The organism is Acinetobacter pecorum (assembly GCF_014837015.1).
GTDB classification, from domain to species: Bacteria; Pseudomonadota; Gammaproteobacteria; order Pseudomonadales; family Moraxellaceae; genus Acinetobacter; species Acinetobacter pecorum.
This window is the reverse complement of record NZ_JACSPT010000001.1, coordinates 226,718-253,472: the sequence shown is the minus strand read 5'-3', so window position 1 is coordinate 253,472 and position 26,755 is coordinate 226,718. Positions and strand designations below refer to the sequence as shown.

Here is a 26,755-nt window from a genome sequence, read left to right as displayed (position 1 = left end):
ATCTACTCAGGAAAACTTGTACGAATAATTTCTTTAGATTTAGCTTCTTCAAGCTCGGAAACACGTTGACGAACCATGGTTTCGATTTCATCAACCAATTGATTCGTGTCAATTAAATGACTCTTTTCACCATTACGGTACACCAGTGAACGCGGACTTGCACCTACCACACCAATATCAGCTTCTTTGGCTTCACCCGGCCCATTGACCTTACAGCCAATGACAGAGACATCCATTGGAGTACGAATATCTTCTAAACGCTCTTCAAGTTGCTGCATCACCGAAATCACATTAAATTCCTGACGTGAACAGCTTGGGCAGGCAATGAAGTTAATCCCGTTGGAGCGCAGACCCAGCGATTTCAGAATATCAAAACCGATTTTAATTTCTTCTTCAGGCTCGGCAGCTAAGGAAATACGCATGGTATCGCCAATGCCTTCCATCAGCAGGCCACCCAAAGCGATCGCAGATTTAACCGAACCGGTACGGTAAATACCCGCTTCCGTGACACCCAGATGGAGCGGATTATCAATTTGCTGTGACAGCAAACGATACGCATCCATGGTCAGGAATACATTCGATGCTTTGACTGAAATTTTGAATTCCTGGAAATCCAGACGGTCTAAAATATCGATATGGCGCATCGCAGATTCAAGCAGTGCCTGACCAGTCGGCTCGCCATATTTCTTTTGAATATCTTTTTCCAGTGAGCCGGCATTGACACCGATTCGCATGGAAATGTCGTTATGACGTGCTGCGGCCACGACTTCACGAATTTTCGCTTCAGAACCGATATTGCCCGGGTTAATCCGCAGGCAGTCTGCACCCAAATCGGCAACTGCCAAAGCAATTTTATAATCAAAGTGAATATCGGCGACCAAAGGCACATTGACCTGCTTGCGAATTTCACCAAATGCCGCTGCCGCTTCCATCGTTGGCACAGAAACCCGCATAATATCCGCACCAGCATCGACGCAGCGCTGGATCTGTGCAACCGTAGCTGCCACATCACAGGTTTCAGTATTGGTCATGGACTGGATACTGATTGGTGCATCACCACCCACATAAACTGAACCCACACGAATTTTACGTGTTGGACGACGTTTAATTGGATTTATGATCATTGTTCTGCTCTACTCTTGATCTGTTAAGGTGATAAACGGAATTCTGCTTTTCCGTTCACAGTGTAGGGTGACAATGAAATATTTTCATTATTCAAACTGAGCGATACAGCCGAGGCATCATCCAGACGAATCTGGAATGGTGCTTCACCATTTAGCTGCAAGCTTGATGCCTGACGGCCAGTTGCTAGAACATTGCCCGCCGAGTCCACAATATGCACAGAGGTCGGACGCTTAAACTCAAGTTTCAGCTGGTCGCCCGAAAGCGCGTTACCTGTATCCAGATTCAGAATCTCGACATTAGAAGTGCCCACTCCAGAGACTTCACTGCTATTTTGTGAATTACTACTTGACCAGTTCTGAATCATGGCAAAAAGTGCACCCAAAATCAGTAGCACTACCAGCGTAATAAAAATGCGCTTTAACCACTTACGATTGCGGTCCCGCTTGGAGCCTGGTAATTTCCCCATAATTTTAATAGGAGAATTGTTCAGGGCATGATTCGGCAGCAACCCGGTATCATTGGTATAAATTTCATCAAAACGCTGAATAATGCTTGAAGCATCAACACCCAGAAATTTGGCATAAGTCCGGTAATAACCTTTAATGAAGGTCGCTTCAGGCAAAGACTTATATTCGTCCTGTTCCAGCGCAGTCAGGGTTTTGAGCGGAATATTCAACTCTTTCGCTACATCTTCCAGATTGCGTTGCTGATTGATACGAATCTGGCGCAAGTACTCGCCCGGACGTTGAATATTTCCTAACGCATTTGGAGCTACGCTCGAATGATTCGATGGTGAATTAGGATTTACTTCCATACGGCCTCAGTACTGTACTGTAATTGCAAATAACGTTGGTATTCCTGGCTTTCAGGAAAGAGTGCACGTAACTGGTTGACCAATACCTGCATACCCAACTGATCACCTCCGGCACGCGCAGTGCGAATGCCAATCCAGAGTGCACGGGCACCCTGATTTTTCTGCCCCACACCACGCACAAACTGTTGATACATTTGTGTCGCCGCCGGGAACTGCTGGTTCAAATAAAATATTTCTGCCAACTCTAACATTGAAATATAAGAATCGCGATTGGCTTGCAGCGCCTGTTTGAATGATTTTTCAGCATTTGCTGTATCACCCAGTTTCAGGTAAATCCGCCCCATATTTTCCAGTGCGCGGAATCGCTGATCATAACCCAACGTGGCACCAGCAATTTGAAACTGCTCGATCGCATCATTATAGCGTTCAAGCTGATATAAATATGTGCCGTAATTATTTCGCGCCTGCGCATTTTTCGGATCGGCCGAAATCGCACGCTTGAAATAATGATCTGCTTTTTCGAGATTAAGCTTACTACCTTCCTGTTGCAGTAGCACGCCCATCATCATATTTGCTTGAGAATCGCGCGGAGTAGTCTCAAGTGCCTGATCCAGCGCGCGTTTGGCTGCATCCAGGTCACCTGTTCTCAGATATTCTACCGCCAATTGGGTACGGACTTTGGTGGCCTTTTCAGGGTCTTTCTGACCCAGATCCGGCGTCTGACACGCGACTAAAACCAAAGACACACATACTGTTGAAATCAAAGCAAACTTTGATGTTAGATTTCTCAACTGGCGACCTCTTATTATCCTTGTGAGCGCATGATCTCATTCGATTGCGCAATTTTCTTTTTCCACTGTTCCGCACGACGGGTACGGTCAGCAACTTGTCCGACTAACTGTCCGCACGCGGCATCAATGTCATCACCGCGTGTCTGACGAATCGTACACACAAAACCGGCATCAGACAAAGTTTTTTGGAAAGAAATAATCCGGTTGCGGCTTGAGCGGCCATATGGCGCATGCGGGAACGGATTAAAAGGAATCAAATTAATCTTGCTTGGCAAATTCTTCAACAGCTTAATCATTTGTTGAGCATGTTCAGGATGATCATTCACGCCATCTAACATCACATATTCAATTGTCACATGTTTACGTGAACTTTCATTCCCATCTTTGGCAATATAACGCTGACATGCAGCAATCAGCTGCTCAAGCGGATATTTTTTATTGATCGGCACCAGCTCGTTACGCAGTTCATTATTTGGCGCATGCAATGAAATAGCCAGCGCCACATCAATATCTTTGACCATCTGATCGATTTTCGGCACCACCCCAGAAGTCGATAAAGTCACACGACGTTTTGACATGCCGTAGGCAAAGTCATCCAGCATAACGCGCATTGAATTCAATACTGCATCGTAGTTGAGCAATGGCTCGCCCATGCCCATCATCACCACGTTTGTGACTGAGCGTTCACGTTCAAGTACAGGCACATCTTCCATATAGGAATAATTCGCCATCCAGAGCTGACCGATAATTTCCGCCTGGGTCAAATCGCGCTGAAAACCCTGTTTACCGGTCGAACAGAATGAACAGTCCAGTGCACAGCCTACTTGTGACGAAATACACAAAGTGCGACGTAAACCACTGCGATGTTCAGCAGGAATCAGTACCGTTTCAACAAGAGAACCTTCGCCATCGCCAACACGGAATACCCATTTACGGGTTCCATCTTTGGAATAGTTTTTATGCACCACTTCCGGTGCTTTAATTTCACAAATCTTTTCCAGTTTTTCACGCAGTTTGCCGGAAATATTGGTCATTTCAGCAAAATCGGTCACGAAGAACTGGTGAATCCATTTCATGACTTGCCCGGCACGGAACTTCTTCTCACCCATATCCTCAAAGAATTTCTCCATTTGCGGACGAGACATGCCGAGTAGGTTCACTTTTTCTACAGCATTTTGCTGTGCCGGAGTGGACGGAGATGGTTGCTGTGCAGCTGAAACTGCAGATACAGCGACGACTTCAGTACTCATGTGTATTACCTAAACCATGCCTAAAGATGAAAGGAGAAGCTCAATATGTGAGCAAAGAATTATTCAGAGAATAAAAAAACCAGATAAGTATAATAACACTTATCTGGCTTGAATACTGCGAATTAACGAGTACGTGGAGCAATCTCAGTTTGCGCGAAGAAGTAGTTAATTTCGCGGTCAGCAGATGCTACAGAGTCAGAACCGTGAGCAGCATTTTCGTCGATGCTTACAGCGAAATCTGCACGGATTGTACCAGGAGCAGCTTCTTTAGGATTTGTCGCGCCAAGGATGTCACGGTGAGCAAGGACAGCATTTTCGCCTTCAAGAACTGAAACAACCACTGGACCAGAAGTCATGAATGCAACTAGGTCAGCAAAGAAACCACGTTCTTTATGCTCAGCGTAGAAGCCTTCAGCTTCAGCTTGAGTCAAATGTTTCATTTTAGTTGCAACAATTTGAAGACCAGCTTTTTCAAAACGAGCAAAGATGTCGCCGATGTGGTTTTTAGCAACTGCGTCTGGTTTAACGATAGATAAAGTACGTTCGATAGCCATGATGGCTCCTTAAGTCAATTGTTGACATGAAATTTTGGCGCATTATACCGAGATAATGCGCATTTTTCTGCTTTTCATCTGTAAAAAAATGCTTTTTTAAGATGAGGGCTTAGCGTGCCTCGTCAATCCATGCCATTTGAATAGCTTCCAGCAGACCTTCAGTCGACTTGGTCGGATCATCTTCAAATTCAGGCAAGGCACATACCCAGGCATGTAAATCGGTAAAACGAACCCACTGCGGGTCCACATCAGGATGCGCTTCGTAGAGTTCAATCGCGATATCGAGAGTATCTGTCCAACGTAAACCCATCTCTATTTCTCACCATAATTGCTTTGATGCTGTACTTTAACAAATCTGTAAAAATCTGCGAGCCTTTGTCCCGGCTTTCATTTATTTTTACAACACAATATTTAAATAAGGTGCAGTCAGGACAATGGTAATTGCCATCATGCCACCCAGAATAGCCCCAACCACGACATCACTTGGATAGTGCAAGCCCAACACCATTCTGGACACTGCGACCAGAACTGTAAAAGGCAACATCAGCATCAGCAATAAAGGGGCGACATAGCCTAAAACAGTGGTTGCCATGACAGCATGCAAGGTATGCCCGGAGGGAAAACTAAAATGGTCCAGAGGATGTTCACCTAGACGGATGACCTGATGCACCTGATAAGGACGTGGTCTCACCGTTTTAATTTTTAGCATCTTGTAAATGATAGTCGCTACGGTGCTTCCCAGAATTAGATAAACAATTTGTGAGGTATAGATCAGGCCTTGCATGATCCAAACCAGTAACAGCATGAAATACCAAAATGCGCCATTCCCTAAGCGACTAATAATTTTAAAAAAAGTAGCAATTCGTGCTGAATGCGAAAAATGATTCAGATAGACACAGCCTTTTAAATCAATTGCCAAAAACTTAATTTTTACATTCTGGAGTTTCACACTGTTGCTCCTTTCTTGTTTTATATATTTTATTCCTGATGCCGTACCAGTGAATACAATGCTTGTTCAAACTGCCGGACAGGATACTGCCAGCCGACCGTTTCTGCCTTTTTACGTGCTTGTACGCCCATCTGTCGCAATCTGTACAGATCAGGTAATCCAAGCAACTGCTGGATAAAATCCTGCTGGTTGCCAAGCCTGCTTAACCATCCTGTTTGACCATGTCGCACATGTAAATTTGCACAGGCATAATCATAAGCAATCACCGGCAAACCACTGGCCATCGCTTCCAGCACCACATTTCCAAAGGTTTCTACCTGACTGGCAAAACAGAAAACATCGGCACTGGCATAAACTTCAGACAGGTTTTTCCCGGTTAAGCTGCCAGTAAAAAGAATGCTGCCATCCTGATTCAGCTGTTGCAGTCGGGTCCGGTCTGGTCCATCTCCCACAACCACCAAACGTATATCTTGCTGGTGAAGCTGGCGCAGAACAAAGTAGGTTTTGATCAGCACGTCAATTTCCTTTTCAGGCGAGAGCCGCCCAACATACAGCATCACACGGGTATCGCCTGAGACTCCCCAAGCATAACGCAAATCCGATGAGCGCCACTTTGGTGAAAATGTATCTGGATCAACACCTCTGCCTACGATTGCCACTGGACAGGATATGTCAAACTGCTTTAAGGCTTGAGCAGTATCCCGACTTGGGACACAGGTTAAGTCAGTATTGTTATGAAACCACTTTAAATAGCCCTGAATGGGTTTAAGCAAAAAAACCAGATCAAAAAACCGGCTGAACTCCTGAAATGACGAATGAAATCCGCTAGATACTGGAATTTTATGAAATTTTGCAAGCTGCTGAGCCGCTAATCCTAAAGGTCCCTCAGTCACAATATGAATAATATCCGGTGCAAAAGCTTCAACAGCTTGATGAATTTTCAGGAATTGTAGTCTGCCAAACTGCAAATTGCTGTACTTGGGAATGCAATGTGCCTTAACCAAACATTCGTTATATGGTTTGAATTCGGTACAGACGTGATGTTGTTCAGGACGAATTAATAAAATCTTATGTCCCTGCTTTTGCAATCCTTTGCAAAGTTGTAATAACGCGTGGGCAACGCCATTGATTTCAGGAGGCCAGGTTTCAGTAACAATGGCAATTTTCAAACGGGAACGGGTCAGATCGTCTAAGACCATTTTGTCATGAGTAGACTGTTTACGTTGTTGTTTTAAATCAAACCGGATTTTTTGAATAACAGGCTGTTGCTTTAATAATTCTGAGATGGACATGGGTTGCATCTCGCACCTATTTTATTTGTATATTTGATCCACTATAAGCAGAAGATATGACCAACTTATGAATCATAAAAAGAAAAGGAAAAGAGGATTATTTTTAAAACTATTAAGCGGATCAATAAATAAATCTCTATCAAATTAATCTCACTCGCCATAGGAACGCATTATTATATAAATCTGTATTTCAACCTGATGCCCACCTCAAATGAAGTGCACCAGTTATGATCTTATTTCAAGAGCAACAGCCTGTGAAAACTAGAAGGAAATATCTATCGAAACCCGATCGCTGTATCTGCCTGCGGGAACTCCATTTAAAGGATTATCCTCAAGCTGAACTGAAACAATGTATTTTTGTCGCTGGGCTGCCCCCTGATTGAGCCTCACCCCCCACAAATTACTGTTGGCGCCGGTCAAATTTAATTTGGTACGCAATTTATAAGGACCATTGGAAACATAGCTCACACCACTTGAACTGACCAGATTCTGACTATTAAACAGGATCGAATAGCCAGTATCGCATGAAATATTAAATGAGGTGGCGGACTGACTACGCTGGTAACTCGCCAGACGCAATTCCGGATTCGTAAATCCATCAATTGAGCAATGTTGGGCATTCGCGATCCCCCCCATGCTCACTAGAATAAATAAAAAAAGTTTTTTCATTTTTACACCTATCTGCATATGGTTTCCAAAATTTGATTTTCTGAATTTTGAAATTGATTTTGAGGAACAATCAATTGAGCCTGGCATTGCTGGCCACCTTGTGTTTTTATTTTAAGCCGGTATTGGCCGGGTTGAATCAGATATAAATAGACAATCCCCTGACTGTCCACAAAAGATGGATCACTGCTTAAGCCCTCAACCACCACTTCTGAACCTGCTATTAAATTATTTTGTTTAAAGTCTTTTATTCTTAATGGAATCCGCTTGGTTTTATGAATAGGGAAATCTAATTTATATCCGCGTTGATCCAGGCCAATTATTTTCTTGGAAGAATGTGTAAAAGTTTCTTCCATCGACAATTGGTTATGGTCAAAAGAAATATCATAATTAATATAAGGAATAATATTATGTATAAACATATAACCGTTATTATTGGTACTTCCTACCAAAGTGGCAGAACGATAGATATCTAACTCTGGATGCTGATCTACATTGACCAATGCAAAGGCATTATCTGCATATTTGGTAAATGCTACCTTATTCCCCAACCAAACTAAGGCCCCGTCAAACACGGCCTGTGAATTGCGCTGGTCTTCAAACTCATCATGTGACAGCTGCAAATTCCCGATGCTGGTTTTCCATAAACCATAGGCATTATAATTAACTTCATTATCGCGCTGATTTACTCCGAGAACATAATCGAAACCATTTTGAGTCATGGTTCTTCTACTATAACTTAAGCCAGTTTCATTATTATCAGTATCATGATCTAGATAAACTTGACCTTTCCCCTCCCAATCGTAAGAAAAAGCAATGTTAAACCCTCCATCATCACCTTCTCCAAAGTCCTTAAAAAAACCAAAACTTGTATATAAATTATCTGTTAGTTTTTTTGATGCTCTAATATCAAAAATTTTACGATCATCTTCGAAAAAATCTTCAGTAGCGTAACTTGACTGCTGAATATAACTGAGATTTAAACTGTCAATAATTTTTAAATTAGAAAAATTAAAATAGATAATATCTGAAGTTTTAAGATTAGAACTGTAATCATCCTCACTTAAGTATTCATATTTTTTAGTAAAATACCGGCTATTAATCCCTAATGACCAGTTTTCAAAATCCCGTGTTATGGCAACAGATCCTGCATAGCCCCGCTGGTTTTCCTTATCATCTTTACTTACTGAAAATGCCGTATCCAGCAAAAAATACTTACTCACCCCTTGGGTCCATAACAAGTCAAAGTTACTTACTTTCTCACTATATAAAAGATCTCCACCCAAGGTAGTTGAAAAGGTAAGTCCTCTCCGGAAAAACAGTTTAGTAAAAAACTCGCGATAATCATTATCAACATAATCATAATTATATCTTAGCTTTCCCAAGGAAATATTATATTCATTGAGTCTAGGCTTTAATAAACGGTTATTAATATATACAGGGAAGCTTCTAACTGTTTTATTCCCTAAAATATCCTCCACCACAATTTGCGCATCGCCTGCCTGATTTACAATTGAGCCTGCGGGCAGATTATAATTACCTGGTACAACTGAATCTTTATATAAATTTATGCCATTAATATATAAATCTATAGTTGAAGGTAGGCTGGCACTGCCATTCAAAGCAGGGATATTCCAGTAAACAAAATCTGGACGATCAGTATAAATGGTCCCAAGACTTAAACCTCCAAAACGAAAGGAACTATTTAAAGTATTATAAGGACTGGTGGTATCCCCTAGTGTTAATCTTAAAAACCTTTCAGGAAATTCAAAGTCCAAACTACTTCTTACTCTTAAGAATTTCTTTTCTTGGCCTTCAGGTTCATTCCGATATAAAAAGGCATTTTTAAATAACCAGTAATCTTTAAATACTCCAACTTCTGAAAATGTATTAAATTCCTGATCACGACTATCTCTACTGTAGAATAAATTATAGTTAATGAATCCCCCAAAATCCGCCTTTGCGGGCTGCAATACTTCTAGATCATAAGCCTGATCTTCAAAATAGCTGACTGGAAAATTAATTTTAATTGCCTGAAGGCTATAGTCATCCTCTACTGTAATTCCTGTTTGAGTGATTAAACAGAAATCTTTTTTCTTTAAATGGCGTTGAAAATTTTCTACTTTAATTCCTAGGTTATGCAAGGGATCACATTCAATAAATTTTTTCCTGTCCTCCGTGAAAGTAATTGCTTCAGTTTTATAATCCAGGCCATTTATCCATATATTTACGATTAACATTTCCGGATCTTTTGTCTGGCCTTGTACCGGACTAGTATTTGCTTTTACAGGCGTCACCCCAATACCACAGACTATCATCATAAGAATTTTAGTGGCTCTCATAGCACTTCCTTTGACTATTTTTATTCTTTTGCCAATCCGTTCTAAGCACTGATAGGGTATTCTAAATATTCCCCATATTCTTCTACTTTTATTTTCAACTTCAGATTTCCAGTAGTTTTTATTTCCCCAATTTCAAATTTAATTTCATTCCCACTCAAAACATATTGGGTAAAATCTTTTTTTAATACTTCATTATTCAGATTATCTAATACTATAACCTCTACAATTTTTGCATGTGATTTGGCTTTATTTCCTACTTTTAAATAAGCTAAACCATTTACCTTTTCCAGATTTACATTAAGTTGTGGTGCTGAGTGTTTTTCTGTAAAAAGCGGCAAGGAAAAATTAAATAAAAAGTTGATCGATGAAGTGTCTTCTACAGGTGTAACTTCTTTAAAAATAACTCTCCATGCTTGCTGCTTTTCAGTACCTGTAAGTGGCTGACTAAATCCGATCCGGACTATCTGTTTGCTTTCCGGCTTTAACTCAAAGGTTCTTGGATTAAATAATAATGTTTTATCTTCAACGAGAACATCATCCCCCCTTTCATTCTGTTGCCATTTAAATGCAGAAATTTCATATATTTTTGAATATCTTAACCCTGTACTCTCAATATTAACCGTTGTACTTCTCTGTTTTTTAGAATTTTCAATATATAACTGGATTGGACTAAACTTTATTCCCGCAGAGAGAGTAGCACTACATAACAATAATAATAAAAATCCAATTATTTTTTTATGCATTTTTTACTCCAAAAACTTATTATAGTTATTATTCAATAAAAAAATTATTAAAATAGGAGATGATTCACACATCTCCTATCCGTTCAATACTTATTAAGAGTAAATTTCTTATTATTAGAATCGAACTTCGACATTATATGTGCCACGATAAGTACCCGCATCAGCTGCTGCAATCGCACTACCAGCCACTGTAGCTGCTACATCCCAACGATGAGCTTGCCCTTTAGTACTTGATTGAGCTCCAGAATAAGCCCGTCCACCACGTGTAGTCGTCACAGATACAGGTACAGAGTTCTGACCACTGCGCAAATTATTTGGTGCATTAATATTTAATCGATAAGGAGCATTTGTGCTTACATTAAAGAAACCTGCATCGCTCCAGTTACCTCCCGTTGTTTGCGCAAGCGTCAATTGTGGTGTTTCCACATCCAAATCACAATGTCTTGGAACTTCCAGGACAATATCAATTTTTCCGTCACACTTATCTCCACATCCATGTTTGCCTGGCTTATGTGGTGTTTGGGAACCCGGTTTTCCTGCAGTCTGATTTGCATAAACTGCTGTTGAACCTAAACCAAAGCTCAATACTACGGTGGCTAATACTACTTGAGTTATTTTATTCATAAGTATGCTCCATTCCTTTTTGGAAGAATATATTTATTAAGTTTTACGCTTACATTTTGGACTCTTATTATTATGAGTAATGTTACTGTAGGCGTGCAGCCATCTTATTATTTTTCATTAAAAAACATATAGAAGCTCTATTATTCACACTACATTTGCTTATACTATATTTTTTAAATTTTTATTAAAAATTCTTTTTTTACAAAGATATATATAAAACAACTATAATCCTGTTAAATTTATATCTATATATTATATATAAGAATGATTTTCTTAGAATCGCATTTTAAAAATATAAAATATTGATATTTATATTATTTTAAATAAAATTATCTGATTACATTAATCTCATTTTTAAATTTTACAAAGTCTTACAATTTACAATTAAATCCAATATAAATTTTGATTATAGAGATATTTTTTAATTAGTTTTCAAATAAAATCTGATTTTAAAATCTTGGCTTCCTTCTCTCCTAATAATTCTACCCAAGTAATATTAAATCTCAAATGATTTTTTAATTAAAAAGTCTAATACGCGATTTTATTTCATTATCCTCAGGTTAATCATTATTCACTTGAATTAATCAAGATAGTAGCTACTTCTCAATTAATTTATTACAACCTTATTCAAAATTTTATTATTTTAATTCATCTTACTTTCGCTTACTTAACATGAAATCAAAAAAGCTTCTCTTTCACTATCAAAAAGCATTGCTTTGCCTGGAGCAAAAGACACGCAATGCTAGGTATAAAAAAACCCACTCTAAAAGAGTGGGTTTTTCGCATTCAAAATCAATTGATGCGAGAAATTAGTTTTTCTCTTTATCAGCGATTTTGTTTGCTTGGATCCAAGGTACGAAAAAAGAGGAAAGCGCTGCTTTCCTCTTTTTAAGGCACGAAACCTTAGTTCTTTTCTTTGTCTACGATTTTGTTTGCTTGGATCCATGGCATCATTGCACGTAACTTGTTACCCGTTACTTCGATACCGTGAGCAGCGTTTTGACGACGACGAGCAGTCATAGATGGGTAGTTCAACGCACCTTCTTGGATGAACATCTTCGCATATTCACCAGATTGGATACGTTTAAGTGCATTACGCATTGCTTCACGAGACTGTTCGTTGATTACTTCAGTACCCGTTACATATTCGCCGTATTCAGCGTTGTTAGATACTGAGTAGTTCATGTCCGCGATACCGCCTTCGAACATTAAGTCAACGATCAATTTAAGTTCGTGTAGACATTCGAAGTACGCCATTTCTGGAGCATAACCAGCTTCAACAAGAGTTTCGAAGCCCATTTTAACAAGTTCAACTGCACCACCACAAAGAACTGCTTGCTCACCGAATAAGTCAGTTTCAGTTTCTTCACGGAATGAAGTTTCGATAATACCAGTACGACCACCACCTACGCCTGAAGCGTAAGAAAGTGCAACGTTACGTGCATTACCAGAAGCATCTTGGTGAACCGCGATAAGGTCAGGAACACCTGAACCACGTTGGTATTCAGAACGTACAGTGTGACCAGGCGCTTTCGGTGCAACCATGATTACGTCAAGGTCTTTACGTGGAACAACTTGGTTGTAAAGAATTGAGAAACCGTGAGCAAATGCAAGAGTCGCGCCTTCTTTGATGTTAGGCTCAATTTCGTCACGATAAAGTTGAGCTTGAAACTCATCTGGAGTCAAAATCATAACTACGTCAGCTTGCGCAACAGCAGCAGCAACTTCAGCAACTTTAAGACCTGAATTTTCAGCTTTTTTCCAAGAAGTAGAGTTCGCACGTAGACCTACAGTTACGTCAACGCCAGAATCTTTAAGGTTAAGCGCGTGAGCGTGACCTTGTGAACCGTAACCAATAATCGCTACTTTCTTAGATTGGATAATAGATAAGTCACAGTCTTTATCGTAAAAAATTTGCATTGCTGTCTCCGCTTGAATGCTTGTTTGTCTGTTTAATCAGGCAGTGACCTTTGTATTTACAACACTGCCTGATACCCCTTCTTTTAAAGATGAGGAAATACTATAAAATTAGATAGTTAATACTTTTTCGCCGCGAGCGATACCGGATACACCAGAACGAACAACTTCTAAAATTGTATGTTCTGCAAGTGCATCAATAAACGCATCCACTTTCTCAGTCGTACCAGCAATTTGAACGGTATAGGTCGTTGGTGTTACATCGACAATCTGACCGCGAAAAATATCCGCCGTACGTTTGATTTCGTCACGTGATGAACCCAATGCCTTGACTTTAATCAACATCAGCTCACGCTCAATGTGCGCACCTTCTGACAGATCCACTACTTTTACCACCTCAACCAGCTTGTTAAGCTGCTTGGTAATCTGCTCAATCTTGTGATCATCGCCATAGGTGGTCAATGTCAAACGTGACAGTGTTGGATCTTCAGTCGGGGCAACATTCAATGTTTCGATGTTATAGCCACGCTGTGAGAACAAGCCGACGAGGCGGGAAAGCGCGCCTGATTCGTTTTCTACGAGTACAGAGATAATATGTCTCATTTCGTGCGCTCCCCTTTAGCCAACCACATATCCTGCATCGACTGACCTGCAACCAGCATCGGATATACGTGTTCGGTACGGTCAACCATTACGTTAATAAATACGCATTTGTCATTGATTGCCATCGCTTCTTCGAGCTTGGATTCAAGCTCGTCTGCATGGTCAATCTGAATGCCGACATGGCCATAAGCTTCCATCAGCTTTGCAAAGTCAGGCAATGAATCTACATAAGAACTTGAATGACGTCCCTCATAGTTCATATCTTGCCATTGCTTCACCATCCCTAAAGACTGGTTATTCAGGCACAGGATTTTGACGTTCAGACCATATTGCTTACAGGTCGAAAGTTCCTGGATACACATCTGAATCGATGCTTCACCAGTAATACACACCACCTGCTGTTCTGGGAAGGCAAGCTTCGCCGCCATCGCATATGGCAGACCTACACCCATCGTACCTAGACCACCTGAGTTGATCCATTGGCGTGGACGCTTGTACTTGTAATACATCGCACCAAACATCTGATGCTGACCCACGTCAGAAGTGATGATCGCTTCGCCATTGGTTACCTTGTCCAATGCCTGAACCACTTGCTGTGGCTTCATTACGCCATTAGTACCCGCTTCAAAACGACCACCATGAACCTTGCGCCATTCATTGATCTGTTTCCACCATGCCGCAATCGCTTCAGGATTTGGCTTGGATACATTCATCTGCTTCAACTGGTTCAGCATTTCATTCAATACCGGCTCTACAGCGCCCACGATTGGGATATGCGCCATAATGGTTTTTGAAATCGTTGCCGGATCAATATCAATATGAATGACTTTGGCATTTGGACAGAATTTTGCAGGGTTATTGGTTACACGGTCATCGAAACGCGCACCTACACACAGAATCACATCTGCATTGTGCATGGTCATGTTGGCTTCATAAGTGCCGTGCATCCCCAACATACCGATGAACTGTTCATCATTACCCGGGAATGCGCCAAGACCCATCAAAGTATTGGTTACTGGATAGCCCAATAAATGCGCTAGCTCTGTCAATTGTTCTGAAGCATTGCCCTGAACCACACCACCGCCAGAGTAAATCACGGGGCGTTTAGCGTTGATCAATTCTTCAATCGCTTTACGAATTTGGCCCGAATGACCACGGAACGGTGGTTGATACGAACGCATCTTCACTTTTTCTGGGTATTCGTAAGCAAATTTTTCTGCAGGATTGGTCGCATCCTTTGGAATATCGATCACCACCGGGCCTGGACGGCCTGAGGACGCGATATAAAAGGCTTTCTTGATAATCGCAGGAATTTCACTGGCATGACGCACCTGGAAGCTATGCTTCACGATCGGACGGGAAATCCCGACCATATCGGTTTCCTGGAATGCATCTTCACCAATCAGATGACTCGCAACCTGGCCAGACAAAATCACCATCGGGATTGAGTCCATATAGGCTGTTGCAATTGGGGTTACCGTATTGGTTGCGCCCGGACCTGAAGTCACCAGCACAACACCGGTTTTACCTGTCACGCGCGAGTAGGCATCTGCCATGTGGCCGGCAGCCTGTTCGTGACGTACGAGGTAATGATTGATTTTGTCTTGTTGAAATAGCGCGTCGTAAATATGTAGTACTGCGCCGCCTGGGTATCCAAAAACATGTTCAACGCCTTCATCCGCTAATGCGCGAACGAGCATTTCACCACCAGATAGAAGTTCCAACGTGATTCACCCTAATATTATTCACTGCACAAATGGGAGGCATTTGCAGTGTTTCATTTGTTAACTGTCTGCACTGTTATAGCACACAAATTTCATAGTTTTCATAGCAATAGGAAAAAAATCTGATCTCTTCGCTGTTCGAGCAATACGAGACCTAAAACATGTTGGGATAAACATATTTTGCTTAGCTTTGTTCAATTTCTCGGCTAGAGAAATCGCCCACTGCATGAAATGACTCTTAGTCGAAGGGTGATCGATCTAAGGCATATAAAACTATTGCAGCATTCTTGTGTTTTCAGGCTTTAAAGTCAAGTTTAAAAAACAGGCAATCTGTACTTATAGCATTCAAATTTGCTGTTTTTAACAGCAATTACTGCTTGCAGCCATTCCCCAGCTTCCTACAACCTCAATTAATTTAATATAATTCATATACTTAATAGTTTATTTTTATAAATTTTTAATATGTCTTATATAAAAAAAATGAATGAATTTTTATTAAATCAAAGTAAACTGCTTATTAATAAATTTTGAATATGAAAATTTGTTAATGATTATTTAAATTCAAGCTTGTACTGGTTTTTTTAATTAATAGTGAATAAAACAGATAAAAATCCATCATTTTTACTAAAAAATTATTACAATAATTGCAGTATATTACGCCTAGAAAGACGAGGCCCAAGAACAATGAAAATATCTTTTTTAACTGCCTTCAGTCTGAGTTGTGCAGTTTCTTTGATCGTTTGTAGCAGCAGCGCTTCCGCGATCCAGTATCATAAATGGGTCGATGCAAAAGGTGTCACGCATTATACCAAAACCCCACCACCAAAATCCGCAAGGAAAGCCACCACAGTAGACACCTATGGCTGGAAAAATTCAGCTCCAACACTGCCTAGAACTGCTGAATCTGTAGAACAAACCGAGAATATTACTCAGGAACAGCTGCAACAATCACCTCAAGTTCCAGCGAATCAAGACCAGCAGCAACGCGAAGCCAATGAAGCATTGCAACAATCTAAAAATCGTGCAGTCGCTTTATAAGGCATCCCTCTATACAACAGTCATTTTTCTTCGGGAAATGCGGGTGCAAAATTCACTTTTAGGTGCATTTTGCGCTATGCTGTGCCTCATAATTTTTTAACCGTTCTCTTGTATTACGTATATGACTACTCACATTGACTCAGAATATCAAGCCAGTGCGATTGAGCCTCAAGTCCAGCAGGACTGGGAATCTCGCAAAGCCTTTAAAGTTGCCGACACTGTAGAAGGTCCACGTCGTTATATCCTCTCGATGTTCCCTTACCCAAGTGGCAAACTGCATATGGGTCATGTGCGTAACTATACGATTGGTGACGTGATCAGCCGTTTCCATCGTTTAAAAGGTGAAACTGTGCTTCAACCAATGGGTTGGGACGCTTTTGGTCTACCTGCGGAAAACGCAGCAATTGCGCATCAGGTTGCTCCTGCAAAATGGACCTTTGAAAACATTGATTACATGCGTAATCAGTTGAAAAAGTTAGGTCTTGCAGTGGACTGGGATCGCGAATTCGCAACCTGCACACCAGAATACTACCGCTGGGAACAATGGTTATTCGTTCAGCTGTATAAAAAAGGCCTGATCTACCGCAAGTTATCTACCGTGAACTGGGATCCAGTGGATCAAACTGTTCTTGCAAATGAACAAGTTGAAAATGGTCGCGGCTGGCGTTCAGGTGCGTTGGTTGAAAAACGTGATATTCCAATGTACTACTTCCGCATTACCGACTATGCGCAAGAATTACTTGATGATTTAGACACACTCAAAGACGGCTGGCCACAACAAGTTCTGACCATGCAACGTAACTGGATTGGTCGCTCACAGGGTATGGAAATCACCTTCCCTTCAGCAAATCCAGCAATCTATGCCGATGGTTTAACCGTCTTCACAACACGTGCCGATACATTAATGGGTGTGACGTATGTTGCAGTTGCAGCCGAACACCCCATGGCGCTTAAAGCAGCTGAAAACAATCCTGAATTGACTGCATTTATTGAAGAATGCCGTATGGGTTCTGTGGCAGAAGCTGACCTTGCGACTGCCGAGAAGAAAGGCATGGCAACAGGTCTTTCTGTAAAACACCCTGTGACTGGTGAAGAAGTTCCTGTTTGGATCGCGAACTATGTATTGATGTCTTACGGTTCAGGCGCGGTGATGGCGGTGCCTTCACATGATGAACGTGACTTCGAATTTGCCAATAAATATGGCCTGACCATCAAACAGGTGATTGATGCCAAAGGCGCAGATGACGCTGAGTTCTCTGCGACAGAATGGCAAGAATGGTATGGTTCTAAAGATGGCAAACTGGTTAATTCAGGCGAATTTGACGGTTTAGATTTCCAAGGTGCATTTGATGCTTTCCTTGCAAAACTGGAACCTCAAGAACTTGCCAATGTAAAAGTTCAATTCCGTCTACGTGACTGGGGTGTATCTCGTCAGCGTTATTGGGGTTGTCCAATTCCAATGATCAACTGCGACACTTGTGGTCAAGTACCAGTGCCTGAAGATCAACTTCCAGTGGTTCTTCCAACTGACGTTGTTCCAGATGGTTCAGGTAACCCACTCAACAAAATGCCTGAATTCTATGAAACGACTTGTCCATGCTGTGGTGGCGACGCACGTCGTGAAACAGATACGCTGGATACTTTCGTAGAATCTTCTTGGTACTATGCACGTTATGCATCTCCAGACTTTACGGGTGGCATGGTAAAACCTGAAGCAGGTCAAACTTGGCTTCCAGTGAACCAATACATCGGTGGTGTTGAACACGCGATTCTACATTTGCTTTATGCACGCTTCTTCCACAAACTGATGCGTGATGAAGGCGTGGTACAAGGCAACGAACCGTTCACCAACTTGTTAACCCAAGGTATGGTGCTGGCTGATACGTATTACCGCGAAGCTGAATCAGGTAAGAAGACTTGGTTCAACCCTGCCGATATCGAACTTGAACGTGATGAAAAAGGTCGTATCACTTCTGCGAAATACAAAGAAGATGGTCAAGACGTTGTCGTTGGCGGTCAAGAGAAGATGTCGAAGTCGAAAAACAACGGTATCGACCCTCAATCAATCATTGACCAATACGGCGCGGACACCGCTCGTGTATTCATGATGTTCGCAGCTCCACCAGATCAGTCACTTGAATGGTCTGATGCAGGTGTTGAAGGTGCTAACCGCTTCTTGAAACGTGTATGGCGTTTGGCGACTGGCTTCCTTGAAAAAGGCAACAACGCATCAACTATCGACAAAGCTGCGCTTTCAACTGCTGCGCAAGACTTGCGTCGTAAAACACACGAAACTATCCAAAAAGTGGGTGATGACATCGAACGTCGTCATGCATTTAACACTGCCATTGCAGCGATGATGGAACTTCTAAACGCGAACAACAAGTTTGAAGCGAAAGATGACAATGATGTAGCGGTTGCACGTGAGTCTATTACAACGCTTCTTACATTGCTTGCGCCATTTGCACCGCACTTAAGTCAAACATTATTGGCTCAGTTTGGCATCGAATTGGAAAAAGTATTGTTCCCATCTGTGGATGAGTCTGCATTAACACGTAATACGCAAACTATCGTAGTTCAGGTGAACGGTAAGCTTCGTGGCAAACTAGAAGTGTCTGTTGATGCATCTAAAGATGACATCCTAGCTCAAGCAAAAGCATTACCTGAAGTTCAACAATTCTTGACCGGTCCAACCAAGAAAGAAATTGTAGTACCAAATAAATTAGTGAACTTGGTGGTTTAAAAATCTCCCCTAGCCCCTCTTTAAAAAAGAGGGGGAAAGCCTCCCTTTTTAAAGGGAGGTTTGGAGGGATTTAATCTTTACCTAGAAAAAGGTAGGGATTAAAAAACAATTCCCAAACAAAGCCCGTTGCCAGTCAACGGGCTTTGACTTTACAATCCAGATCAGAATTTCAAATATTCCCCTTTGGGAAGCATAGAGGGCAACACATGCATTTGGGCAAACGTTTAGCAGCAATTGTTTTAACTTGTGGTCTGAGTGCAGGCTTGACCAGCTGTGGCTTCCATCTGAAAGGAACCAATCCGAGCTCCGCACCTGTTGCTTACTCTGTTATGAGCCTGTCTTTACCACCCGACACTGACGAACTGCAAGAAAAACTGGCGGTTTACCTGGGTGCAGCAGGCATACAACTGAGTAATGCACCGAATGCATATGTGTTGCGTGTCTTGGATTATGCTCCTCGCCGTCTGGAACTGAATGGTAAACTGGTCGAAACCTTGTTGCGCTTAAATGTGACGTTTCAGATTGAAGATGCACAAGGCAATCCGATCACTGAACCACGAACTGTAGTAGCCACCCGTTCTTATCAATACGACATTGAAACAGTAAACACTGATGACCAGGAACAAAAGTTTCTGGATCATGTGATTATTGATGATGTGGCTCAGCAGATCGCACGTCAGATCTCATCAAACCGCTTACCATTAGTCAAACAAAATACCCCACCACAACCTGCTCAATAAGACTGCCATATGAAACTTGATTATCTGCAAGCCCTCAAACGTGTCGACGCAGCTCGCGGTGCCTGGGTATTGCATGGTCAAGAGCCTCTATTAGAACAGAATTTAATTGATGCCTTCCGTTCCACCTGGCAAAAGCAGGATATTGAACGTCAGCGCTATGACATTAGTTCGGTCGCTGACTGGAAAACTGTTTTTAATGCCTTAAACAGCCTGTCGCTATTTTCAACACAATTGGCAATTGAAGTACATGGCAATATCAAGCCGGATGCCAGCGGGCTAAAACTGCTGAAAAGCTATCTACAGCAAGACAGCGATAACCTGCTTTTGGTGGTCATGCCGAAGCAGGATGCCAACAGTCTGAAATCCAGCTTTTTTCAGGTGATGGATGCCAATGGGGTGAATGTCTCACTGGTGGCAAATTATCCCAAAGACCGTCAGCAAATTCTCAGTATTGAAGCAGAAAAGCTTGGCATTAAACTGGCGAATGATGCCTGGCAATGGCTGGAACAGCATCATGAGCATAATTTACTGGCAGCCAAAAACAGTCTGATGCGCGTGGCTGATACTTTTGCTGAAGTAGAGATAATCCAGATTGAACATCTGTATGCCTGCTTGCAGGACCAATCCCGTTACAGTACCTATGACCTGAGTGATGCCCTGCTAAATGGCAACCTGTTGCAATCTATCAAAATCTTTCAATATCTGATTGCTTCAGGTGAACCGATGAGCCTGATTTTGTGGAGCATCAGCAAAGAAATGCGTCTGTTGATGCAATTGTTTGAACAGCCGCAAAATGCGTTACAAATCGGCATCTGGAAGACCAAAGTGAGCTTGTATCAACAGGCCTTGCGTCGTTTGAGTCCGCAACGCTTTTTGACCTGGCCACAGCTGTTAATCCGGATTGATGCCGCTATTAAAGGGATGTCCAGAGAGAACCCTGAACATCTGATCTTACAGGCCATTACTGAAATGTGCGGTCAAACCTTGTTTGCATCCCAGCATGCCTAACTGAAGAAACGTGCAAACCAGCCTTTGCCTTTTTTCTTTTCCTGCGTTCGCAGGTAACTCAACATATTGTCACGTACTGCATCGACATAGTCCTGATCATCATGTTGAATATGGTTAATTAGCCATTTAGATAGCAGACGATATAAATCTTTTTCAATGGACTCGCCTTGTTCAAATCTCAGACGATAATCATTGAGCCGTTTGACAAATAATTCGTGAATACCGCGATGTGGAGGTAAATACTGATAATTTACCTGTTGCAGCAAATTTTCTTCAAAGCTGAAATGTGACTGGGTATAGTCAATTAAATCATCTTGAATTTCCTTGATTTTATCGCGTTTCCCCGTATTTTTAACTTGTTCCAAAGTATTTATATAATCCAGAATTTGCCGGTGCTGGTGATCAATCACCTCAATTCCAATATTGTAACTTTCATTCCATTCCATCTATACACCTCATTAATTTTATTAGTAAAGTCGTATTATTTTTTGCTGACAAATAGGCGATTTTTTCCGCACAAATAAAACCATAATTTTTTTATGGAATTAAATATTACAAGCTTTATTTAAATCTATATGTAAAACATAGATTTTTTTAATTTTTAAAAGAAGGCATGAGCTAATCACAAGAAAAAATAAAAAAAGCCTGCCGTTAAAAAATAATTATTTTTACAGCAGATATCACTAAATCTTTCTATAACTTTTTTGGCTTTAGGGGAAATTTTTATCGTTATTCGTTGTAGAGGTTTAAACAGAAACCAGATTTCAGGACTACCGCTCAAAACAGTGACTATTTAATTAAACAGTCATGTGACTAATACTATAAATTACTTCTTCTATCTCAAAATTCATCAAATTTAGCTATGCCAGCATGAACAGCTGAATGAATCTTTTATATAAAATCAGACTTTATGCCATGTTGTTTTTTTAGCCCGACAATAGAAAACAATTCTCATTATAAATTAAAAAAATACACGATTTATCCTAATTTCACTCTTATAATTGTTCACAATTATCTGATTTTGAAACTATATTGATCATGCCAAAAATAAAACCGACGAAATTGATTATGGTCGCCGTGATTGCCATTGCGTTAATCGCTGCAGGCTGGTATTTCCTCAAACCCAAAGAACAGCCTCCGCAATATATTACCGCTGAGGTGACTGTAGGAGACATTGAAAGCTCTGTACTGGCAACCGGTATTTTAGAAGCCACAAAAATGGTCAGTGTCGGCGCCCAGGTTTCTGGTCAGGTCAAGAAAATGTATGTGCAACTCGGAGATCAGGTCAAGCAAGGTCAGCTGATTGCCCAGATTGATTCTGTCCGTCAGGAAAATGAGTTAAAAACGGCTGAAGCCAGCATTAAAAATCAGATGGCTCAACTGGCGGTCAGACAGGCCAATCTGGCCAAAGTTGAAGCTGAGTATAAGCGTCAGCAGGCCATGTATGCACAAGATGCGACTTCACGCTCTGAACTGGAATCTGCACTGGCAAACTATAAAACTGCCCAGGCGGATATCACTGCTATTAATGCGCAGATTGAACAGTCGCGTTTGACTTTAGCCACTGCCAAGGAAGACCTCGGCTACACCCAGATTGTGGCACCGATGGATGGTACTATCGTGGCGATTGTGACCGAAGAAGGTCAAACCGTGAATGCCAACCAGAGTGCACCGACTATAGTCAAACTGGCCCAACTCGACACCATGACCATCAAAGCTGAAATTTCTGAAGCAGATGTAATGAAAGTCCATAAAGGCCAAACTGTTTATTTCACAACTTTGGGCAATACTGACAAAAAGATTTACGCCAAACTGCGTCAGGTTGAGCCTGCACCAAATTCAATCAATACCGATAACAATACCTCAAGCTCAACTTCAGGCTCTGCGGTGTACTATAACGCCCTGTTTGATGTACCCAATGAAGATGGCAAGCTGCGTATTGATATGACAGCGCAGGTCTATATCATTCTGGATGAGGCACGGAATGTGCTGACTATTCCAGCTGCTGCCATTCAAAGTTCAAACCGTCCACAACGTCCAAATCGTGGTGAAGGATCTCGCGGTGCCGGTGCCCCATCTGGACCTAACGAAGCTCAGAATCAAGCCCGTGGTGATGAACGAGCTGCAGGTGATCGCCCTGCCCGTCTGGTGCTTTCCGATGCTGAACGTGCCCTGATTGAACAAGGTAAAGCACAGCGTGGCATGGTTCGTGTGTTGCAAGCCGATGGTACTGCAAAACCAACCCCTGTACTGATCGGACTAAATAACCGTGTGACAGCGCAAGTGATTAAAGGCCTGAAACGCGGCGATCAGGTGGTGATTGCAGATGGTTCCGACACTTCCAATGATGCAGCAAAACGCGGTGGCAATAGCCGTGGCCCAATGAGAATGTAAGCATGAATTCACAACAACAGCCTCTTCTGGAGGTGAAAAATCTGGTACGTGAATTCCCTGCGGGTGAAAGCACGGTTCAGATTTTAAAAGGGGTCAATCTGGAAATTTATCCGGGTGAGCTGGTGGCGATTGTCGGCCAGTCTGGTTCGGGTAAATCGACCCTGATGAATATTCTGGGTTGTCTGGATAAACCAACCACTGGCAGCTATAAGGTCAAAGGTCGTGAAACCCGGGAACTGGAAGCGGATGAACTGGCACAATTACGCCGTGAATATTTTGGCTTTATTTTCCAGCGTTATCACCTGCTCGGTGACTTAAGTGCAGCCGGCAATGTCGAAGTCCCCGCGATTTATGCCGGTGAGGATTCATCGGAACGCCGTGAGCGTGCGGTCAAGATTCTGACCGATTTGGGTCTGGGTGAAAAAACCCAGAACCGTCCGAGCCAACTGTCAGGTGGTCAGCAGCAACGTGTCTCGATTGCCCGTGCGCTGATGAATGGTGGTGACGTGATTCTGGCCGATGAACCGACAGGAGCTTTGGACAAGAATAGCGGTATAGAGGTAATGCGGATTCTGCGTGAACTGAATGCCAAGGGTCATACCATTATTCTGGTCACGCATGACCATAATGTGGCAAAAAACGCGACACGAATCATTGAAATTTCGGACGGAAATATCATTTCCGATCAGCCGAATGTTCCTGAAGTCGAAGACGAGCTGGAAAAACAGCCGCTGATCCGGAATGAAAAAAAGAAGATTTCTTCATGGCGTTCCGCGGTTGACCGTCTGGGTGAAGCCTTCCGTATGGCCTTGCTGGCCATGAATGCGCACCGGATGCGGACTTTCCTGACCATGCTCGGGATTATTATCGGTATTGCTTCGGTAGTCTCAGTCGTCGCACTGGGCAATGGTTCACAAAAGCAGATTCTGGAAAATATCAGCAGTCTGGGAACCAATACCATTACCGTATTTCAGGGCCGGGGTTTTGGAGATAATTCCCGCTCCTCACAAGCCAAAACCCTGATTCCAGCCGATGCCGATGCGCTGGCTGAACAGCCTTATGTAGATGGGGTCAGCCCGTCAGTAAATACCAACGTCACCGGACGTTATAAAGAAATTGAAGCCTCAACCACGGTAAATGGGGTGAGTGAAGATTTCTTCTATGTACGTGGCATGACCTTCCAGTCTGGTCAGCCCTTTGACCGTAACAGTGTCACGCAACAGGCACAAGACGTGGTGATTGACACCAATACCAAAAATACCTTTTTTAAGGATGGTACCAATCCGGTAGGACAGGTGCTTTTACTGGGCAGTGTCCCGAGCCGGATTATCGGTGTGATCGACGCGCAAAAAGGCATGATGGGTAATAATGACAGCCTGAATGTGTATTTGCCGTATTCCACCGTAATGAGCCGTATGCTGGGACAATCCAATGTGCGCAGTATCATTGTACGGATTAAGGATGAATACCCAAGTGCAGCAGCGGAGAATGCAATTCTGAATCTGCTGGTACAGCGCCATGGGGCACAGGATGTATTTACCCAGAATGCCGACAGTATCCGTGAAACCATTCAGCAAACTACAGCCACCATGACCTTGCTGATTTCAGCGATTGCCGTGATTTCACTGGTCGTCGGCGGGATCGGGGTGATGAATATCATGCTGGTCTCAGTGACTGAACGTACTCAGGAAATTGGGGTACGTATGGCGGTGGGTGCACGTCAAAGTGACATTCTGCAACAGTTCCTGATTGAAGCAGTACTGGTATGTATTTTAGGCGGCATTTTAGGTGTGCTGCTCTCCCTCGGGATTGGCCAACTGATCACCCATTTTGCTGGTAGTACATTCCAGATGGCATATTCAACCACTTCGATCATAGCCGCCTTTGTCTGCTCAAGCTTGATTGGGATTGTGTTCGGCTTTATCCCGGCACGTAATGCCGCTCGTCTGAACCCAGTCGATGCACTCTCTCGCGAATAAGGAATCTGATATGCAAATGAATTTAACCAAGCTTGCCAGTGCCCTGTTGCTAGGAAGCTCGCTGGTCGGTTGTGCCGCAGTGGTAAAAACACCCTATGAGCCACCTGCTCTTCAGGTGCCTAACAATTTTCAAAATAGTCAGGCTTTAAGCCGGCAGATCCATGCCGATATTCTGACAGATCAGTGGTGGACTTTATTTAGAGATCCACAATTGAATAATCTGGTGAATGAGGTTCTGGCAGCCAATAGTGACCTGGCCGTGGCCGGGATTAATTTGCAGCAGGCCCGGATTCAGGCCAGACAAACGCAAAGCCAGCAAGGGGTCCGTATTGGCGATGCCGGACTGACAACACGTAGAAGTTTTGATTTAGAAAATGGTGATAGTTCATCAGGTTTTGGGATTAATTATCCAGGTTTAAGCTATGAGCTGGATCTGTTTGGCAAACTGGCCAATCAGACCGAAGCCGCTCGCTGGGAAGCCCTAGCCTCTGAGGAAGACTTGCAGGCAACCGCACAAAGCCTGATCGGCACCACGGCGCAACTCTATTGGCAACTGGCCTATCTGAATGAGCGTTATAGTGTGGTGCAACAAAATCTGGCGACTGCACAGCGTACTTATGATCTGGTGAATGTCCAGTATCGTGCCGGTGCAGTATCCGGTCTTGATCTGACCCAAGCCGAACAGGCCATTCAAAGCCAGCAGGCGACCTTAAGCCAGATAGCGCAGCAACGGGTAGAAGCGCGTACAGCACTTGCGGTACTGCTGAATATACCGGTGCAGCAACTCTCTCTTCAGGAACCACAACGTTTACCCAACATTGCCTTGCCTGCGATTGAAGCCGGCTTGCCGGCAAGCCTGCTGGCACGTCGTCCTGACCTGAGAGCAACCGAACTGCGTTTACGCAGGGCTTTGGCCAACAAGGATGCCAATAAAGCCAGTTATTATCCGTCTATTAGCCTGACCGGCAGTTTGAGTACCGGTGTGGGCAGCAGCACCTCATTGTCAGATGCATTAAAAAATCCGGTTGCGACTTTAGGTGCCGGTCTGAGCTTGCCTTTCCTGCAATGGAATGACATGAAGCGTGATTTACAGGTGAATGAACTGGAATATGAAAAAGCCATTATCCAGTATCGTCAGACTATATATCAGGCTTTTGCTGATGTCGAAAACGCCCTGTCGAACCGTACTGAGCTAACCAAACAGGTCGCATTACAGCAACGCAATGTTGAACTGGCTGAACGTACAGAACGTCTGACTGAAGTGCGTTATCGTAATGGAGCTATAGCTTTGAAAAACCTGCTGGATGCACAGGAGACCACACGAAATGCCCGGCTGGCTTTGGTGCAAACCAGACAAAACCAGTACAATGCCTATGTAACTTTAATGCAGGCATTGGGTGGTAGCCCCCTCCGGGAATTGCCTTGAATCCAACCTGAATCATAAAAAAACCGCTGTCCA

General features: G+C 42.6%; 23 protein-coding genes. 7 read left to right on the top strand and 16 right to left on the bottom strand.

Translation table 11 applies throughout. The features are described 5' to 3' along the window. Positions 1–2 precede the first annotated feature (2 nt). The 15 genes from ispG to H9629_RS01050 all read right to left on the bottom strand — a co-directional run bounded on the left by ispG (position 3) and on the right by H9629_RS01050 (position 15,394). Positions 3–1,124: a flavodoxin-dependent (E)-4-hydroxy-3-methylbut-2-enyl-diphosphate synthase gene (gene ispG, locus H9629_RS01120; protein ID WP_064094775.1), complete on the bottom strand. Its 1,122-nt coding sequence runs from the start codon at positions 1,122–1,124 to the stop codon at positions 3–5. Positions 1,125–1,147: 23 nt separating this feature from the next. After that, positions 1,148–1,939: a helix-turn-helix domain-containing protein gene (locus H9629_RS01115; RefSeq protein ID WP_191730392.1), complete on the bottom strand. Its 792-nt coding sequence runs from the start codon at positions 1,937–1,939 to the stop codon at positions 1,148–1,150. Beyond that, positions 1,930–2,730, bottom strand: coding sequence for a type IV pilus biogenesis/stability protein PilW (gene pilW, locus H9629_RS01110; RefSeq protein WP_005261820.1), 801 nt, complete (start codon positions 2,728–2,730; stop codon positions 1,930–1,932). The genes H9629_RS01115 and pilW overlap by 10 nt, the downstream gene beginning before the upstream one ends. 14 nt (positions 2,731–2,744) lie before the next feature. Further along, complete coding sequence (rlmN, locus tag H9629_RS01105; protein ID WP_191730391.1) at positions 2,745–3,980, bottom strand: 23S rRNA (adenine(2503)-C(2))-methyltransferase RlmN; 1,236 nt, start codon at positions 3,978–3,980, stop codon at positions 2,745–2,747. Between the two features lie 122 nt (positions 3,981–4,102). After that, positions 4,103–4,534, bottom strand: a complete 432-nt coding sequence (gene ndk, locus H9629_RS01100) for a nucleoside-diphosphate kinase (protein ID WP_064094778.1) — start codon at positions 4,532–4,534, stop codon at positions 4,103–4,105. Positions 4,535–4,643: 109 nt separating this feature from the next. Beyond that, a complete protein-coding gene (gene iscX, locus H9629_RS01095; protein ID WP_064094779.1) occupies positions 4,644–4,844 on the bottom strand; it encodes a Fe-S cluster assembly protein IscX in 201 nt (66 codons plus the stop codon). 87 nt (positions 4,845–4,931) lie between these two features. Continuing rightward, complete coding sequence (locus H9629_RS01090; protein WP_064102276.1) at positions 4,932–5,483, bottom strand: phosphatase PAP2 family protein; 552 nt, start codon at positions 5,481–5,483, stop codon at positions 4,932–4,934. Between the two features lie 29 nt (positions 5,484–5,512). Further along, the gene (locus H9629_RS01085; RefSeq protein WP_191730390.1) at positions 5,513–6,784 is read right to left on the bottom strand and encodes a glycosyltransferase family 4 protein; all 1,272 of its coding nucleotides are present in this window, start codon (positions 6,782–6,784) and stop codon (positions 5,513–5,515) included. Between the two features lie 252 nt (positions 6,785–7,036). Then, positions 7,037–7,444, bottom strand: coding sequence for a hypothetical protein (locus H9629_RS01080; protein ID WP_064095173.1), 408 nt, complete (start codon positions 7,442–7,444; stop codon positions 7,037–7,039). 8 nt (positions 7,445–7,452) lie between these two features. After that, the gene (locus tag H9629_RS01075; protein WP_191730389.1) at positions 7,453–9,783 is read right to left on the bottom strand and encodes a fimbria/pilus outer membrane usher protein; all 2,331 of its coding nucleotides are present in this window, start codon (positions 9,781–9,783) and stop codon (positions 7,453–7,455) included. Positions 9,784–9,824: 41 nt separating this feature from the next. Further along, positions 9,825–10,526: a fimbrial biogenesis chaperone gene (locus H9629_RS01070; protein WP_064102273.1), complete on the bottom strand. Its 702-nt coding sequence runs from the start codon at positions 10,524–10,526 to the stop codon at positions 9,825–9,827. Positions 10,527–10,640: 114 nt separating this feature from the next. After that, entirely contained in the window at positions 10,641–11,111 is a 471-nt protein-coding gene (locus H9629_RS01065; RefSeq protein WP_225215684.1) for a hypothetical protein, read from the bottom strand. A 942-nt stretch (positions 11,112–12,053) separates the two neighbouring features. Further along, a complete protein-coding gene (gene ilvC, locus H9629_RS01060; protein WP_191730388.1) occupies positions 12,054–13,070 on the bottom strand; it encodes a ketol-acid reductoisomerase in 1,017 nt (338 codons plus the stop codon). 108 nt (positions 13,071–13,178) lie between these two features. Next, complete coding sequence (ilvN, locus tag H9629_RS01055) at positions 13,179–13,670, bottom strand: acetolactate synthase small subunit (RefSeq protein WP_064094785.1); 492 nt, start codon at positions 13,668–13,670, stop codon at positions 13,179–13,181. Continuing rightward, a complete protein-coding gene (locus H9629_RS01050) occupies positions 13,667–15,394 on the bottom strand; it encodes an acetolactate synthase 3 large subunit (protein ID WP_064102271.1) in 1,728 nt (575 codons plus the stop codon). Before H9629_RS01050 ends, ilvN begins: the two co-directional genes overlap by 4 nt. Positions 15,395–16,078: 684 nt before the next feature. Between H9629_RS01050 and H9629_RS01045 the strand changes: the two genes are divergently transcribed. The 4 genes from H9629_RS01045 (at position 16,079) to holA (ending at position 20,923) form a co-directional block, all read left to right on the top strand. Continuing rightward, entirely contained in the window at positions 16,079–16,432 is a 354-nt protein-coding gene (locus H9629_RS01045; protein ID WP_064094787.1) for a DUF4124 domain-containing protein, read from the top strand. 121 nt (positions 16,433–16,553) lie between these two features. After that, positions 16,554–19,175, top strand: a complete 2,622-nt coding sequence (gene leuS / locus H9629_RS01040) for a leucine--tRNA ligase (protein ID WP_064102270.1) — start codon at positions 16,554–16,556, stop codon at positions 19,173–19,175. Positions 19,176–19,381: 206 nt separating this feature from the next. After that, a complete protein-coding gene (locus tag H9629_RS01035; RefSeq protein WP_064102269.1) occupies positions 19,382–19,915 on the top strand; it encodes an LPS-assembly lipoprotein LptE in 534 nt (177 codons plus the stop codon). A 9-nt stretch (positions 19,916–19,924) separates the two neighbouring features. Further along, a complete protein-coding gene (gene holA, locus H9629_RS01030) occupies positions 19,925–20,923 on the top strand; it encodes a DNA polymerase III subunit delta (protein WP_064102268.1) in 999 nt (332 codons plus the stop codon). On the opposite strand, the gene H9629_RS01025 is transcribed toward holA, so the two are convergent. Beyond that, positions 20,920–21,369, bottom strand: coding sequence for a bacteriohemerythrin (locus tag H9629_RS01025; RefSeq protein ID WP_191730387.1), 450 nt, complete (start codon positions 21,367–21,369; stop codon positions 20,920–20,922). The genes holA and H9629_RS01025 overlap by 4 nt on opposite strands. Before the next feature lie 592 nt (positions 21,370–21,961). Between H9629_RS01025 and H9629_RS01020 the strand changes: the two genes are divergently transcribed. From H9629_RS01020 to H9629_RS01010, 3 genes are read left to right on the top strand one after another with little or no spacing between them, the layout of a single operon-like run. Continuing rightward, the gene (locus H9629_RS01020; RefSeq protein ID WP_064094792.1) at positions 21,962–23,317 is read left to right on the top strand and encodes a MacA family efflux pump subunit; all 1,356 of its coding nucleotides are present in this window, start codon (positions 21,962–21,964) and stop codon (positions 23,315–23,317) included. Positions 23,318–23,319: 2 nt separating this feature from the next. Next, positions 23,320–25,296 (top strand): MacB family efflux pump subunit, encoded by a 1,977-nt coding sequence (locus H9629_RS01015; protein WP_064094793.1) that lies wholly within the window; start codon positions 23,320–23,322, stop codon positions 25,294–25,296. 10 nt (positions 25,297–25,306) lie between these two features. After that, a complete protein-coding gene (locus H9629_RS01010) occupies positions 25,307–26,722 on the top strand; it encodes an efflux transporter outer membrane subunit (RefSeq protein WP_191730386.1) in 1,416 nt (471 codons plus the stop codon). The last annotated feature ends 33 nt before the right edge of the window (positions 26,723–26,755 follow it).